Source organism: Actinoallomurus sp. NBC_01490, assembly GCF_036227085.1.
Taxonomy (GTDB): domain Bacteria; phylum Actinomycetota; class Actinomycetes; order Streptosporangiales; family Streptosporangiaceae; genus Actinoallomurus; species Actinoallomurus oryzae.
On record NZ_CP109433.1, the window covers coordinates 2557702 to 2573257 of the forward strand.

The window sequence follows — 15556 nt, forward strand, 5'->3', positions numbered from 1 at the left end:
CGTTCGTCTCTCTCCAGCCGCTGTACGACCTGTTCGACAGGGTGCTGATCACACGGTTGAGCCGGTCGACACTGTCATCCGCCGCGAGGCCCCGGACCAGCGAGCGCGGGTGAATGAAGATGAGGTGCAGCGTGTAGTCACAGTGGTAGAAGTCGACCTCGTAAAAGGTCTCCGTGAAGAGTTCGGCGAGCGATAGGCTCCTCGACTTGATCCCATCAGAGTGTCAGCCCTTCACCTGACCTCCGGATCGCAGCACGAGATGTCGGGGAACTACCTCTATATAACCCCCGATGACCCGCTCACGTGTCGTTGTCATTTTTTATGAGTGTGCTCGCGATGTAGAGGCGGAAGTCGTAGTTCGCCCCGCTGTGCCCCAGCCCGTCGACGAGTGTGACCGTGACCGTTCCGAGCTTGACCTGCGTGCTGGACACGTTCGTCACGCCGATGATGAGCTCGACGTTCCGATTGATCGAGGATCTGACGGTTTCAGCGAAGGCCGGGGCGGGTGCAAGTGTCGCGGTGAGCGCGATTCCGCCCAAGCCGACCGATGCCATTCGAAGAGCGCTGAATCGTTGACGCATGGCTGTGAATCCCTTCGATCTCGTCGAAGCCGGAAAATCCCGCTAACCATACGACCGGCAGAATGTGCGCACCATATACAGAACACATGCGTATTGGTGTTGATCGCATAAATGCGATCGCCTGATATCGCGACTCTTGGAGCGTGGACGTTGGGCGACGGGGTTTCGATGACGTAACGCCGGTCGTCGGGCAGTGACGGTCCTCTCCGGACGCTCCGCTTCCCTGGCATCTCAACACAGGCACCCGTCCGGCCCTCAGGTTGTCTACGCGCGACCGCAGGACGGCCTCAGCCGGACTTGCGGAGGATCACCTCCGGCGGCGTCGACGGCGCGGTACTCGATCGTGTGCCAGGCCGTACCCGGGCGGCACCTCCTCCCAGGCGACGGCCCTCGCGGGCCTGCCGAGTTTGCCGTAGAAGGGGTCGTCGACGTTCGTGCCCAGCGGCGTGAACAGGAACGGCGCGTTCGAGTCGGTCGGCCAGCCGAAGTAGCGGTACCAGCCGTCCCCGTCGACCTGGAACTCCGCCAGCGTGGCCCCGGCGGTGTCGTCGGAGGGGCTCAGCTTCATGGTGAACCGGTCGTCGAAGACCTTGGCCCGGCCCTCTGTGGCAGGCACACCCCGCGCTGGTAGTAGTTGTACTCGTCCTGGAGACCGCCGAGCGAGTGCCCGATCTCGTGCGGCATGATCAGCGAGGACATGGCGTTGCCGCGGACGCCGTGGCGTACGTCCCGCCGGCGCCGCCGTAGGTGCCGCTGTTGGCGAGCGCGACGATCTGGCGCCCGCGCGCCCGGTATAGCCGTCTCCGAGGATCACGACGTTGAACCGCTTCGCCGGGTCCCCGCTGACCTGCACCGGCACGACTCTGCGACGCAACCCCAGGCCGCTGAGGGGGTGAGGCGCTACACCACGATCGCCTGCGGTCCGCCCCGGGCTCCTAGACAGTCCGTTCGGGCACGACGGCCGGGCGCAGGGCGGGGCCGTCGGGAGCGAAGAAGAACTGGTCGAGGTGGTCGATTGCATAGTCGATGGCACCGAGCACCACGCACTCGTCGCCCAGCGTGGACCCGCGGAGCTTCGGCATGCGCAGGCAGACACGCTCGAGTCGGCGGCGCAGCGGCGGCAGCAGCACGTCGGCCGAGCGAGAGAAGCCTCCGCCCAGCACCACGATCTCTGGGTCGAGCAGGAGGATCGCCGCGGCGGCGCCGACTGCGAGCTTCTCGGTGAAGCGCCCGACAGCGTCCAGCGCCGCCGGATCGCCGTTCCTCGCTGCGGCCAGAGTGAAGCCGGCCGCGTCCTCGATCGGCGTGCCCGCCGGGACGATCGGGCAACTGTTCAGATCATCCGGCGCGGTGACCCAGCGGGTCTCCGGCAACATGACGATCTCCCCTGCCGCCGCACCGAAGCCACGGTGCAGCTTGCCGTCAAGAATCAGACCGGTGCCCATACGCCGCCCGACGTGGAGAAACACGACGTCCCTGGCGCCTCGCGCCACCCCGCGCCTCGTCTCTGCCAGTGCGGCCAGGCGGCTGTCGTTCTCGATCAACACGCGGCAGGGGAACGTCTCCCTCAGCAGACCCGCCAGATTCAGGTCCTTCCACGCCGATATCGACGCCGACATGATGATGCGCCCCTCGGGAGTCACCAGCCCGGTCGTGCCGACCGCCACCATCCATAGGTCGGACATCGTCGGCCCGCCCAGATCGAGGCAGCCCATGACCGCACGCTTGATCGCCGCCAACCGCTCCTCAAGCGACGCGTCTGGCTGCGCCGCTTGACGCGTCTCGGCGAGGACGTTGCCGTCGAGGTCGGCGAGAGCCGCGCGGATGTTGTGTGCACCGATGTCGACGCCCACGAGATGGCCGCCGTCCGCACGGAACCGGTAGCGTCGCGCCGGCCTGCCCATGGTGCCCGCGGCGGGGGGAACCTCTTCCACCCATCCGAGGCCGGTCAACTCGTCGACGACATCCTTGGTCGACGGTCGCGACAGGCCCGTGCGCTTGGCGAGCATCGATAGGGTCGCGGGCTCCGCACCACGCAGCGCCTTGATCACGGACACCGAGTTGAGCTGCCGCAACCTGGACAGATCACCGCCTTTGGGTGACATGGTCGACATCAGAAGGTTCCCTTCTAAAGTCAGGCGATCCCGTCGGCTTGCAGTAGGCAAAAGCCAAGATACCTCCTCCATGCCATTGCCATCGACCGGGATGCCGGGGTACTAATGATGGTCTCCTTTGTAAGTAGCTCCCGAAGTGGGGTGTTTGATGCCGTTCACCGACGTCGGAGAGATCACGGTCACCTTGCGGACGCGGGTCTTTGAGTTCGGCTGGCAGTCGTGGAGCCCGACCGGCATCTACCGTCTCGAAGAGACCCCGCCGCGGGCCGGCGACGACAATATTCAGACGATCTGCTATCGCCCGCAGACACCGGTCCCGGCCGGAGTCTTCCAGGGCGAGGGCCTGCTGGCCGTGGATCCTGGCGACGGCGGCCCGGTGTCGGTTTTCTCGGCGCCCGGTCCGACGCTGGTGCCCTCCATCCGGGCCCGCCGGCACGGCGACCGGCTGCGGGTGTCCGCCGACGGTCCCGTACGCCACACGGCGAGCGACGGCGATCTCGGCGCGGCGCTCCGGCACTGGGCGGCGACCGTGGCGGAGGGTCACACGCCCGCGGAGTTCCCGGCGGTGCCGCCGATGTGGTGTTCCTGGTACGGCTACTGGGACAAGGTCACCGACACCGACATCCTCGACAACCTCGCCCTCGCCGAGCGGCACCGCATCGGCGCCGACATGTTCCTCATCGACGACGGTTACGAAGCCGAGATCGGCGACTGGCTGGAGCTCCGGCCGGGCTTCGGGTCGCTGGAGCGGGCCGTCGGCGCCGTGCGCGAGGCGGGCCGGCGGGCCGGTATCTGGGTGGCCCCGTTCCTCGTGGGCCGGCGCAGCCGGATCCACCAGACGCACCCGGACTGGCTCGTACGGGACGCGGACGCGGGGACGATGTGGGATCAGGACCTCGCGGTACTCGACGTCACCCATCCGCAGGCCGCCGCTCACCTGGTCGAGGTCTTCCGCAACCTCGCCGCGCTGGGCATCGATCACTTCAAGCTCGACTACCTCTACGCCGGTGCCCTGCGTGGTCGGCGGCGCGAGGACATCGATCCGATCGCGGCCTACCGCCGGGGTCTGGAGCTTATCCGTACAGGCGCCGGTCCGGACGCGACGTTGCACGGGTGCGGCGCTCCGATGCTGCCGAGCATCGGCCTCGTCGACATCATGCGGGTCAGTCCCGACACCGCGCCGCGGGTCCTGCCGAAGGCGGGCGACATCAGTCAGCCGTCGCAACTGGGCGCTCGGCTTACTGGAGCGGCGCGTGAGTTCCTGCACGCCCGGTGGTGGGTCAACGACCCCGACTGCATCATGGCCCGGCCCGAGGTCGAGGCGCGGGCGGAATGGGCGGCACATATCGAAACGACCGGTGGCCTGCGCGGATCCAGCGATCCGATCGCCGCGCTCGACATGTGGGGCCTGGACACCACCCGGCGGCTCATGGTCCCGACACGGACGGACCCGTCATGACGCGCGGCACTGAGGGCGGCCTGACCGTGCAGGCCGACCGTGGCGACCCGACCGACCGGGCGGGCGCCGTAACGGCAGGAGCCCGGCGTCGCCGCCGGCGCGGTCGCAGCGACCGGTACGCCTACCTGTTCGTCGCGCCCAGCCTGTTCGGTGTTTGCGCCTTCCTGCTGCTGCCGCTGCTGATCGTGCTGGGCCTGAGCCTGTTCCACTGGGAGCTGTTGTCCGAGCCCACCTTCGCCGGCCTGGCCAACTACCGGCGGCTCGCGGGGGACGGCGGCACCTGGCATTCGGTGTGGCTGACCGTGCTGTTCGTGCTCCTCTGCATCCCGCTGCAGACCGTGCTCGCGCTGCTCCTCGCCCTCCTGCTGAACCAACGGATCCGAGGGGTACGGCTCTTCCGCGCGCTGTTCGTCGTGCCGTGGATGGCCACGCCGATCGTGATGGGCCTCGTGTGGACCTGGATCTTCGATCCGCGGGACGGCGCGCTCAACCGGCTGCTCGACCTCGCCGGCGTGAGAGGGCCGAACTGGCTGACCGACCCGGCGTGGGCGCTGCCGTCGGTGGCACTGGTGAACGTCTGGCAGTACACCGGCTACACCATGCTGTTCTTCCTGGCAGGGCTGCAGGGCATCCCCCAGGAGCTGTACGACGCCGCGGCCACCGACGGCGCGAACCCGGTCCAGCGCTTCTTCCGCATCACGCTGCCGCTGCTCAACCCGACCATGTTCTTCGTCACCGTCACGAACCTGGTCGGCGCCTTCCAGGTGTTCGACACGGTCTACGCGATGACGGACGGCGGGCCGAGCCAGAGCACGGAGGTCCTCAACTTTCGGATCTTCGAGACGGCCTTCCGTCAGTTCGACTTCGGCTACGCGTCGACGCTCGCCGCGCTTCTCTTCGTACTCATCCTCGCGGTGACGCTCGTCCAGGTCCGGTTCTTCACCAAGCGCACCACCTACGACCTGAGCTGAGGAGAAACATGGTCAAGCGCATCGTGCTCTACCTCGTGCTCGTCGCCGGCGCCCTCATCTGCGTCTTCCCCTACCTGCTGGTCGTGCTGACCGCGCTGAAGACCCGGCGGCAGCTCAACTCCACTCAGCCGTGGCTGCCCGCACTGCCGCCCACGTTCGCGAACCTCGGCCACGTGCTGCACTCCGGCTTCGCCGGCTACATCGCCCACTCGGTGCTGATGACCGCCGCGCTGACCGTGGGACAGCTCGTGTTCACGACCTTCGCGGCGTACGCGTTCGCCCGCCTGCGTTTCCGCGGACGGGACGTGCTCTTCTGGCTGTACGTCGCCACGATGATGGTGCCCAGCGCGGTCACCATGATCCCGCTCTTTCTCATCATGCGTGAGCTGCACCTGGTCAACACATGGTGGGGACTGCTCGCGCCGTACCTTCTCGGCACGCCGTACGGGATCTTTCTCATGCGGCAGTTCTTCCGCGCCCTGCCCGCCGGGCTGGAGGACGCGGCGCGCATCGACGGCGCGGGGCCGCTCACCATCCTGACGCGCATCCTCCTGCCGCTGTGCCGGCCCGCCATGGGCACTCTCGCGATCATCACCGTCATCTCGTCATGGAACAACTTCATGTGGCCGCTGATCATCACCAGCGGCGACGACACGAAGGTCGTGACGGTCGGGATCGCCGGGCTGAAGGGCGCCATCGGAGTCGACCCGAACTTGATGACGGCCGCGGGCCTGATCGCACTGCTGCCCATGGTGGCGATCTTTGTCGCCTTCCAGAGATTCATCGTCCGCTCGGTGGTCCTCACCGGACTCAAGTAAGACCGAACAAAGAGAGGTCAGCCCCTGATGTCCTCCTCCCGATTCCGTTGGGTCGCGGCTCTTCTCGGCGCCGCGCTGCTCTGGACCCTGGCCGCCTGCGGAGGCGGTTCAGGAGATTCCGGAGGCAAGGTGACGCTCACGTACCGGCTCTGGGACGACCAGCAGAAGGTCGGCTACCAGAAGGTGATGGCAGCTTTTGAAAAGGCCAATCCCAACATCCACGTCAAGATCGAGCTGCTTCCCTACGACCAGTACTGGACCAAGATGACCGCGGACGCGGTCGCGGGCACGGCACCGGACGTCTTCTGGATGCAGACCACGGAGTTCCCCGAGTTCGTGACCAAGGGTGTGCTGGCGGACCTGAGCTCACTCAACCTCAATACCACCCAGTACCAGCCGAACGTCGTGCAGTCATACACCTACAAGGGCAAGCTGTACGGCGTGCCGAAGGACTTCGGCATCGTCGGGCTGCTCTACAACAAGGACCTGTTCAAGAAGGCCGGCATCACCATGCCGGACAAGCTCACCTGGGCGCCCGACGGCTCAGGCACGCTGCTGCAGATCGCCCGGAAGCTGACGGTCGACGACAAGGGCCGGCACCCGGACCAGGCCGGCTTCGACGCCAATGCGGTCAAGCAGTACGGCTTCGCGTCCTGGAACCACTATCAGACCCAGTGGATGAACTGGGTGGCCTCCAACGGAGGCAAGATCCTGGATCGGCCGTTCGGCAAGTACGTCTTCAACGACGCCGCCTCGGTGGCGGCCCTGCAGTTCGGCGTTGACCTGGTGAACAAGTACCACGTGTCCCCGCCGGCCGCGCAGACCAACCCGCCGAGCGACAAGATCAACGAAATGTTCGAACATGCCCAGGTGGCGATGTTCCCCGCCAACAACGCACTCCTGCCGTTCGTGGCTCCCGATGCCGGCTTCGGGATCGGCATCGCGCCGATGCCGGCGGGCCCCGCCGGGCGCGCGGTGAACATCAATGGGCTGTCCGAGGCCGTCTACGCCAAGTCCCCGCACAAGGCGGCGGCCATGAAACTCGCCGGATTCCTCGGCGGCGCCGAGGCGCAGAAGATCATGTCCGACGACGGCTACGTCTTCCCGGCGCTGAACGGTCTCTCCCAGGGCTACGTCGACTACTGGAAGAAGAAGGGCCTGGACGTCTCCCCGTACCTCGAGGAGTCCAAGGGCACCACCTTCAATCTGCCCATCACCACCGGCTTCACCGCTTTCGAGAACAAGCTCAACCAGACGTTCAACGACATGTACCTCGGCAAGCTCACGCCCCAGCAGGCCGCCGACCGCGCCGTCGCCGACGGCAACGCGCTCGTCAAGTAGCCGAGGAACTCACCCCGGCGAGCCCGCCTCGCCGGGGGTATCAACCATCGCCGCCGCACCGGGCGCCACTGGTGTGCGCGCGGCGACCCGCCGTGCCCTGTGACCGATGTGTTCCACCGACACGAAGATCACCTGCGAAGAGTAAGGGACATAGATGATCATCCCGAAGCCGGTGCGTCTCAACACCAGCCCGGGCCGGTTCGTCCTCGACCGGCACACCGCCCTGACCACCGATCCGGCGTTCAGCGAGGTGGCCGCCTGGCTCAGAGCCGAACTCGGACCGGTCGTCGGCGGTGAGCTGCTACCGGGAACGGGTTCGGGCACGATCACGCTCTCCGCACGCGAGATGCCGCCGGAGGCCTACCGGCTGTCGACGGGAGCCGGCGGCGTACTCATCGAGGCCGGCGACCCGGCCGGCGCCTTCTACGGTGCGCAGACATTCCGTCAGCTTCTCCCGCCCGAGGCGTTCCGCAGGGCGGCCACCGGACGGCCCCTGCCGTTGCCCGCCGTACGCATCGAGGACCGGCCGCGTTTCGCCTGGCGCGGCTGCCTCCTCGACGTCGCCCGGCACTTTCTCACGAAGGCGGATCTGCTGCGGTTCATCGACCTGATGGCCCTGCACAAGCTGAACGTCCTGCACCTGCACCTGACAGACGACCAGGGCTGGCGACTTCAGATCAGACGCTACCCCCGGCTGACCGAGGTCGGCGCATGGCGCCGGGAGAGCCAGGTCGGCTGGAACGGCGCCATGGACGGCCGCCCCCACGGCGGCTACTACGCCCAGGACGACATCCGGGAAATCGTCGCGTACGCAGCGCGTCGGCACATCACCGTGGTCCCGGAGATCGACCTGCCCGGACACACCCAGGCGGCGATCGCCGCCTATCCCGAGCTCGGCAACCTCGACGTACCCCTCGAGGTGGCGACGACCTGGGGTGTCGGCGCGAACGTCCTGAACACCGAGGAACGCACGATCACGTTCTTCCAGAACGTCATGGATGAGGTCCTCGAGCTCTTCCCGAGCCCGTACATCTCTGTCGGCGGGGACGAATGCCGCAAGGACCAGTGGCGGACGAGCCCGGCCGCGCAACGCCAGATCGGAGAGCTCGGTCTGCGCGACGAAGAGGAGCTGCAGAGCTGGATGATCGGCCGGTTCGCCGACCACCTGTCCTCCCACGGCCGGCAGCTGGTCGGCTGGGACGAGATCCTGGAGGGCGGAGCGCCCGAAGGCGCCGTAATCGCCTCGTGGCGCGACGACCACGGCGCCGTGGCCGCCGCGAAGGCCGGGCACGCCGTGGTCACCTGCCCGAACACCTCGACTTACCTCGACTACCGGCAGGCGCCGGATGAGGACGAGCCGGTGCCGTTCGGCACGGTGCTCACCCTCGAGGATGTCTACTCCTTCGAACCCGTACCGGCCGCGCTCGCCGGTGACCAGGCCGCCGAGCACGTCATCGGCTCACAATGCTGCCTGTGGACCGAGCTCATCGACTCCCCACGGTACCTGGACTACATGGCCTTCCCGCGTCTCGCCGCGTTCGCCGAGACGGTGTGGAGCACCTCGGACCGGGACCTGGCGGACTTCCGGCAGCGACTCAACGAGCACCTGCCCCGCCTCGCGGCGCTCGGCGTGGAGTACCGCCCGGACGGCGGACCACTGCCCTGGCAACAGCGGCCCGGCGTACCTGGACGGCCCGAGGAGACCGACACGTGGCGGGCGAAGGTCGCCGACTGGACCCACAACCTTCGCGAAGGCCGGTGAAACGGTCTGACCAGCAGGCGGGCCCAGAGCTCTTGTCCTCCTGGCCACAAGCCTCATCAGCGGCATCAGCGTGCGGCCCCGTCCGGCGGCCCACCACAGGCGAAAGGAGCCCAGACGGTGACTCGGGCAGGAAAAATCATCTGGCCCGACAGCGGAACGCTGCGGGTGAACTTCCTCGGGGACTCCGTCGGCTACCGGGGATCCTTCGCCAGCACCCTGGGAAACTCCTGGCGCCATCTCATGCGATCCCGCCTGGAGTCGGCCGGACCGGTCGCCTACGGCACGTGCGCTCACGCCCATGATGCCGACGGCAACACCGTCTTCACCTCGTTCTCCAACGTCAGCGGTGGCGAGGACGTGACGTTCGTGATGCTGGGCACCAACAACGTGCGGGAGGCGCAGGACTACAGCGCCTTCTCCTCCGACTGCGCCTCCTTGCTGGACCAGGTGCGCACCGCCGCGCCGGACGCGCTGCTGGTGGTCGGCGGGGTGTGGATGCCGAGCGACGGAGGGACGTGGACGGACTGCCGACGCGTCGCGCGTTACAACGCGCTGATCGCGGAGCGGGCGTACGAGCACGACGGCATGTACGTACCGTTCACGGACTTGTTCGACTGCGACGCCAACCGCCATCCGACGGGGGTGCCCGCGTTCGGCGAGTACAGCACCGACGGGTTCCATCCGAACGACGCCGGGCACCGGGCGATCTATAACCGGTACCGGATCGCGCTCGGACTGTAGTCGACGCGAATCCAGCACGTGTACACCGAGGTTCCGGCTGCGGATCTGTTGTGCGCGGGCAGGTTCGACGAGAAGCCCGGCTTCACCGTCTACCGTGAGCACGGCGCCCGGAACTGGATGCTGAGCCTCACCGTCAGCAACACCGCCGACTACTGGGCCGGCGGGCAGCACCTCGTGACCCACCCGGGCGATCTCGTCCTGATCGCACCGGGCACGGTGCAGCACTACCGGGCCTCGCCCGACGGTGGCCCGTGGGGCTACTGGTGGGCGCACTTCCAGCCGCGGGCAGCCTGGTTCTCCTGGCTGCGGCTGCCCGAGATCTCGCCCGGCTTCAGCCTGACCCGGCTCGCCGGCGACCGCCTCGCCGAGGCCGTCGCCGCGTTCGAACGCGTGCACCGCAACGCGACGCAGTCCACGATGGACGTGGCGGAAGGGCGACTGATCGCGCCGTCCCGTGAGCTGACGGGCATGTTCGCGGCCGAACTCGCGCTCAATGCGATCGAGCAGATCCTGCTGCTGGCCGTGGGCGAGCACGAGCAGCGTAAGAAGCACCGACCCGATCCGCGGATCCAGTGCGTGCTTGACCGCATCGTCGCGGACCCCTCGCGCCAGGTCACGATCGAGGAATTGGCCCGCTCGGTCGCGCTGTCGCCGTCCCGGCTGTCGCACCTGTTCCGCCAGGAGGTCGGCGACTCGATCGTGAACGTCGTGCTGGCCACCCGGCTGCGCAAGGCGGCGTCGCTGCTGGAGCTTTCGGACCGGCCGGTCGGCCGGATCGCGGCTGACGTCGGCTTCTCCTCGCCGTACTACTTCAGCCGTCAATTCCGCAGCCGCTTCGGCGAGAGTCCCTCCGCCTACCGGGCTCGCGTCCGGCGGCACGAGCACGCCTGACAGTGAGGATGTAGGTGAGCGCCTCCCGGTGGGTCTGGCGGAACCTGCGGGTCGCCCGCCGTAGCGCCATCACTCAGGTGCCACTGCCCAACGTCAGATCACGTATCCGAGGATCCCTTCCGTTCACAAGGTCAGCGGGATCGGGCAAAAGCACAGCCGCCCACTGCATGGGGAACCGCCGGGTGCCGCCCTATGTTCTGTCCGTGCGTCCCCAGCGCACGCCACCCCCGACCTCTTGAGCCCATTGTGGACGCCCGTCCCATCGGCGCGTCGTGGGTGGCTGCTGCCCGCGAACACGGGAGATCCCATGGACAGCAACGCGATGCCGGTCAGCCGCCGTGCGATGCTACGCGCCGGCGGGGCGGTGGCGGCCGGCGCGGCCGTCGGCTCCACCGCCTTTTCCACACGCGCCTCGGCGGACCCGGCCAGTGCCACCGGGTACGTCGACGTCCAACTGCTGAACATCACCGACCTGCACGGGTACCTGCAGCCGCCGGCGCCGAACGACGGCGGAGTCATCACCGGCGCCGACGGGATCAAACTCACCGTCGGCGGCGCCGGATACCTTGCCACGCACCTGAACCGGCTCCGCGAGGGCAACCACAACTCGATCTTCTGCTCGGCCGGCGACAACTTCTCGGGCTGGCCCTACTACGTTGATTCGCAGAACAACGAGCCCACGATCGAGGTGTTGAACGCTCTCGGACTGCGGTTCTCCTCGGTCGGCAACCATGAGCTGGACAAGAGCCCGAGGTTCCTGATCGACCACATGGAGAAGGGCGCGCCGTACCATCTCGACGAACCGTTCAGCGGCTTCGTCGACTCGACCGGCCGCGGTTTCCACGGCGCCGACTTCCGGTACTACAGCGGCAACGTGGTGTACCGGGACAACGGCCGGCTGATCGTCCCGGCGTACAACATCGAGTACGTCGACGCCGGCCGGGGGCGCCGGCTACCGATCGGGTTCGTCCACGTCACGGTCGACGGCTGTGTCGACGGTCCCGGATTCAACTGCTCCTACCAGCCGACGCTCGCCACGACCGACTTCGTGGCGGCCGCCAACCGGTCGGCAGCGGAGCTGAAGCGCCGCGGCGTCCGGGCGATCGTCATCGTCATGCACGAGGGCGGGTACGCCGGGCCGGACTTCAACTCGGGTGTGAGCCCGACCGGCCCGGCGTTCGAGCTGGCGGCGAAGGCCGACCCCGACATCGCCGCGATCATCACTGGTCACTGGCACTGCCGCTTCAACATGATGGTCCCGGACCCGAACGGTGTGCCGCGCCCCGTCGTCGAGGCCGGCTACTACGGCCAGGTCATCAACGAGATCCAGCTGAAGCTCGACCGGGACACCGGTCACGTCATCCGCGAGCTGACCACGTCCACCAACCATGCGGTGACCCGCGATGTGCCGGTCGATCCGCAGATTCAGGACATCGTCGACTACTGGACCCGCAGCTCCGACAAGCTCTACGCCACGCCGATCGCGCGGCAGACCGGCGATCTCACCCGGATGCCGAACGCCGACGGTGAGAGCACGCTCGGCAACCTGGTCGCCGACTTCATCCGGTGGGACACGCTGCAGAGCAACCACGGACACGCGCAGTTCGCGTTCACGCCGGTCCTGCCGCCGAAGGGACGCGGCCCGCTGTCCGGCGACCTGCCGTACGCGAAGGGGGCCAACGCCGCGGACACCGACGGGACGATCCTCTTCGGCGAGGCATGGACCGTGTACGGTTTCGACTCGCCGATCGTCACGGTCTCGATGACCGGCGACGCCTTCCACCGTGGGCTCGAACAGCAGTGGCAGACGCAGCCCGACGACTCGGTGCGGTACTGCCCGGTCGCGGTCTCCGCCGAGGTCCGCTACACGTACGACCCGACGAAACCGGTCGGGGAGCGCATCGACCCCGCGAACCTGCTGATCAACGGCACTCCGATCGACCTGCACGCGACGTACCGGGTCGCGACGAACGCCTACACGGTGCTCGCGTACGACGGGTACCCGGCGTTCACCGAGTACACCGACGCGGTGCGGCACAGCCTCGACCACGAGGGGTTCATCCGGTACGTGCGGACACGCGGCACGATCGACCCGCCGGCGCTGGGCCGGGCCACGTCGACCACGCTGCGCGGCGCCGCCCCGGCGTACGTGCCGCCGCCGGCCACGGGCCGCGACACCCGGCCGCCGCTGCCGCCCGGCGCCCGCTGCTGATGCCTCCGACGACGGCCGGGCGGCCCCCAGCTCGGGTCCGTCCGGTCCGCGCTTCCACGAGCGTGAAGTCGCCTCCTACCGGCAGGTCGTGCCGTCCCTGGAATTCGCCCATCCAGATGGCTCTGACGCGATGAGTTCTTGTTGCTTCCTTGGTATGTACGGGTAAGCCGCCGTAGAGCGGTCACAGCCGGGCGGGGTGCTACGGCGGCTCATCCGACTCGCTGCCCAGGGCGGTGCCGACGCTGGGATGCGAGACCGGTCGGACGTTGCCTGTCTTGGAAGGCGGGGACAGTGGTGGATCAGGAAGACTTCGAACGCGCGATCAGCCCGCACAGGCGCGAGTTGATGGCCCACTGTTACCGCATGCTGGGCTCAACGGACGACGCGGAAGATCTGGTGCAGGAGACCTTTCTGCGTGCCTGGCGTTCCTACCACACCTTCGATGGTCAGCGAGCGACGCTCCGTACCTGGCTGTACCGGATCGCGACCAACGCCTGTCTGAGCGCTCTGGAACGCCGTAAGCGCCGGCCGCTGCCCGCAGGACTGAGCAGCGCGAGCGACGATCCGCGGGCATCTCTGGAGTCGGACTCGGACATCCCATGGCTGCAGCCCATCCCCGATACATTGTTCGATGAGGCCGACTGGAAAGATCCATCGAAGATCGTCGCGGCGCGAAGCAGCGTCCGCCTCGCTTTCATCGCCGCGCTGCAGCACTTGCCCGCCCGGCAACGCGCGGTATTGATCCTGCGTGACGTCGTGGCGCTGCGGGCCGCGGAGGTCGCCACGGTGCTCGGGATCAGCACCGCGGCCGTGACGAGCTCGCTGCAACGAGCCCGCGAGCAACTCCGGAAAGTGGCGCCAGTCGAAGACGAGGTCGTCGAGCCGGCCGAGCCGGGCCACCGCGAGCTTCTCGAGCAATACGTCATGGCTTTTGAGAACTCTGATATTGACGGTCTCCTCGGCCTGCTGCGTGACGACATCACCTTCGAGATGCCCCCTTACCTGACCTGGTTCGCCGGTCACCGGCCCGTTTCTGCTTTCATCTCCTCGCACGTCCTCGCCAACCGGGGCGTCTGGCGGGTCATCGCCACGCGCGCCAACGGTCAGCCTGCGGCGGCGACGTTCCTCCACGGCCGAGACGGCGACTACCACGCACATTCCATTCAGGTACTCACGATCGTCGACCAACAAGTGTCGCGGATCGTGGCCTTCCAGAATCCGAGGCTCTTCGAGGCCTTCGGTCTCCCGCGGACCCTTCCTGCGGCCGGTGGCCGCAACTGAGAATTCGTCCGCTTGATCGATGAGTTTCGGTTCGCGCCTCGGTATCCACATATAGGGACCCATTCCTCGGGCTCCCCACGTGTACGGATGCGAGGTGAGGATGACATGCGCGAGACCGCACCGGTCTGGTTCCCGTTCTGACGGATAGCCGCGACCGCACGAAAAAGGGGCGGCAGGCCCGAAAGGCCTGCCGCCCGCGACTTTCTGCTCGCTCTCGATCAGCCGCCGAGAGTGAACGCGCGGTCGGTGGTCCGTTCGACGCGGTTACCTCGGCGTCCCACGCCACGAGCCAAGGAGACCGCACCGGTGGTGGCGAGTTTCGGATAGATGGTCGGTCGCGGTGCAGTTACCGTCGCGGCCGTTGTTCAGCGACGCCGCCGACCACCTTGATCCTGACCGGCCGGGCGGATGCTATTCGTACAGCGTCGGCGGTAGGCCGAAGTGCAGCAGGACATTGTTGTCGACGAAGCGGGTGAGCCCCGAGATTCGATCGCCCGCGAGAGTGAGCACGATGAGGCCGCTGGCGCGGGCGATCGGCGCCTGGAGGTCTTTGAGATAGCAGCCGAACGCGGGCTGGGCGTTCGCGCGGGTGGCCACCAGCCGGAACTCACGGGTTCCCCCGCGGAACACAATGGCGGAGAGAACCCGCGCGGCCGCGGCCCGGCCCTGGTATTCGAACGGCAGGGGAGGCGTCGTGAGCCAGACCCCGTCGGTCAGGAGGGTGGCGATGCCCTCGATGTCGCCGCGTTCGAACGCGGCGACGAAGCGTGCCACAAGGTCACGTTCGCACGGGGAACCGGGCAACGGAGGCCGCTCGGATTCGCTCGTACGCAGGTGGACCGTGAGCGTGGTGCGTGCCTGCCGGAGGTCGCTGGTGACCGTACTCTCACTGCGATCCAGGATGTCGGCCACCTCCGCGGCGGGAAAACCGATCACGTCGCGGAGTACGAGCGTCGCGCGTAGCGTCGGCGGAAGGTGCTGCAGCGCCGCGACAAAGGCCAGCGAGATCGACTCTGTCATCTCATACCGTGGCTCGGGCCCCGGCGCCTCTTCCGGGAGCCCGTCGAGTAGCGCGTCAGGATAGGGCTCGAGCCAGAGCGGCTCACCCAGCCGGATGGGCGCCGGCAGCGTGAATGCTCCCGCCGGCCGCTGCCCGACGGAGCCTCGGCCGGCTTCGCGCCACGCGTTCAACCGGCTCGCCGCCATGCGGTAGAGCCACGCGCGCAGCGGCGCGCGTCCCTCGAACTTCTCAAATCCACGCCATGCGGCCAACAGAGTCTCCTGAAGCGCGTCACGTCCTCATAGATACAGACCCTGTCCATGCCGAAAAGTGTTCGGCGCCGACGACCCGTCCCAGCCCGGCACCACGATCGAGGACGTGATGG

12 protein-coding genes and 1 pseudogene are annotated in these 15556 nt (G+C 67.7%); 9 read left to right on the top strand and 4 right to left on the bottom strand.

What is annotated here, in order from left to right:
- Window positions 1–299: 299 nt before the first annotated feature.
- The 3 genes from OG417_RS12570 to OG417_RS12580 all read right to left on the bottom strand — a co-directional run bounded on the left by OG417_RS12570 (window position 300) and on the right by OG417_RS12580 (window position 2686).
- Window positions 300–581: a hypothetical protein gene (locus OG417_RS12570; RefSeq protein ID WP_329254543.1), complete on the bottom strand. Its 282-nt coding sequence runs from the start codon at window positions 579–581 to the stop codon at window positions 300–302.
- Between the two features lie 307 nt (window positions 582–888).
- Window positions 889–1197 carry a hypothetical protein gene (locus tag OG417_RS12575; protein ID WP_329254546.1) on the bottom strand — a complete coding sequence of 103 codons (309 nt, stop codon included), beginning with the start codon at window positions 1195–1197 and terminating at the stop codon, window positions 889–891.
- 319 nt (window positions 1198–1516) lie between these two features.
- Window positions 1517–2686, bottom strand: a complete 1170-nt coding sequence (locus OG417_RS12580) for an ROK family transcriptional regulator (protein ID WP_329254548.1) — start codon at window positions 2684–2686, stop codon at window positions 1517–1519.
- Window positions 2687–2843: 157 nt separating this feature from the next.
- Here OG417_RS12580 and OG417_RS12585 point away from each other — a divergent pair, with 157 nt between their 5' ends.
- From OG417_RS12585 to OG417_RS12625, 9 genes are all read left to right on the top strand, one after another.
- Entirely contained in the window at window positions 2844–4154 is a 1311-nt protein-coding gene (locus OG417_RS12585) for a glycoside hydrolase family 36 protein (RefSeq protein WP_329254551.1), read from the top strand.
- Entirely contained in the window at window positions 4151–5125 is a 975-nt protein-coding gene (locus OG417_RS12590) for a carbohydrate ABC transporter permease (RefSeq protein WP_329254554.1), read from the top strand. Before OG417_RS12585 ends, OG417_RS12590 begins: the two co-directional genes overlap by 4 nt.
- An 8-nt stretch (window positions 5126–5133) precedes the next feature.
- Complete coding sequence (locus OG417_RS12595) at window positions 5134–5943, top strand: carbohydrate ABC transporter permease (RefSeq protein WP_329254556.1); 810 nt, start codon at window positions 5134–5136, stop codon at window positions 5941–5943.
- Between the two features lie 27 nt (window positions 5944–5970).
- Entirely contained in the window at window positions 5971–7284 is a 1314-nt protein-coding gene (locus OG417_RS12600) for an ABC transporter substrate-binding protein (protein WP_329254558.1), read from the top strand.
- A gap of 154 nt (window positions 7285–7438) precedes the next feature.
- Entirely contained in the window at window positions 7439–9046 is a 1608-nt protein-coding gene (locus tag OG417_RS12605; protein WP_329254561.1) for a beta-N-acetylhexosaminidase, read from the top strand.
- A gap of 117 nt (window positions 9047–9163) precedes the next feature.
- Window positions 9164–9787, top strand: coding sequence for an SGNH/GDSL hydrolase family protein (locus OG417_RS12610; protein ID WP_329254564.1), 624 nt, complete (start codon window positions 9164–9166; stop codon window positions 9785–9787).
- Window positions 9788–9805: 18 nt separating this feature from the next.
- A complete protein-coding gene (locus OG417_RS12615) occupies window positions 9806–10678 on the top strand; it encodes a helix-turn-helix domain-containing protein (RefSeq protein ID WP_329254566.1) in 873 nt (290 codons plus the stop codon).
- Between the two features lie 307 nt (window positions 10679–10985).
- On the top strand, window positions 10986–12890 hold the full coding sequence (locus OG417_RS12620) for a bifunctional metallophosphatase/5'-nucleotidase (RefSeq protein ID WP_329254570.1): 1905 nt from the start codon (window positions 10986–10988) through the stop codon (window positions 12888–12890).
- Window positions 12891–13184: 294 nt separating this feature from the next.
- Entirely contained in the window at window positions 13185–14171 is a 987-nt protein-coding gene (locus tag OG417_RS12625; protein ID WP_329254573.1) for a sigma-70 family RNA polymerase sigma factor, read from the top strand.
- Between the two features lie 411 nt (window positions 14172–14582).
- Here the strand turns inward: OG417_RS12625 and OG417_RS12630 are convergent.
- Window positions 14583–15452 (bottom strand): annotated as a pseudogene (locus OG417_RS12630) (RNA polymerase subunit sigma-70); the annotation flags it as partial.
- Window positions 15453–15556: the final 104 nt, after the last annotated feature.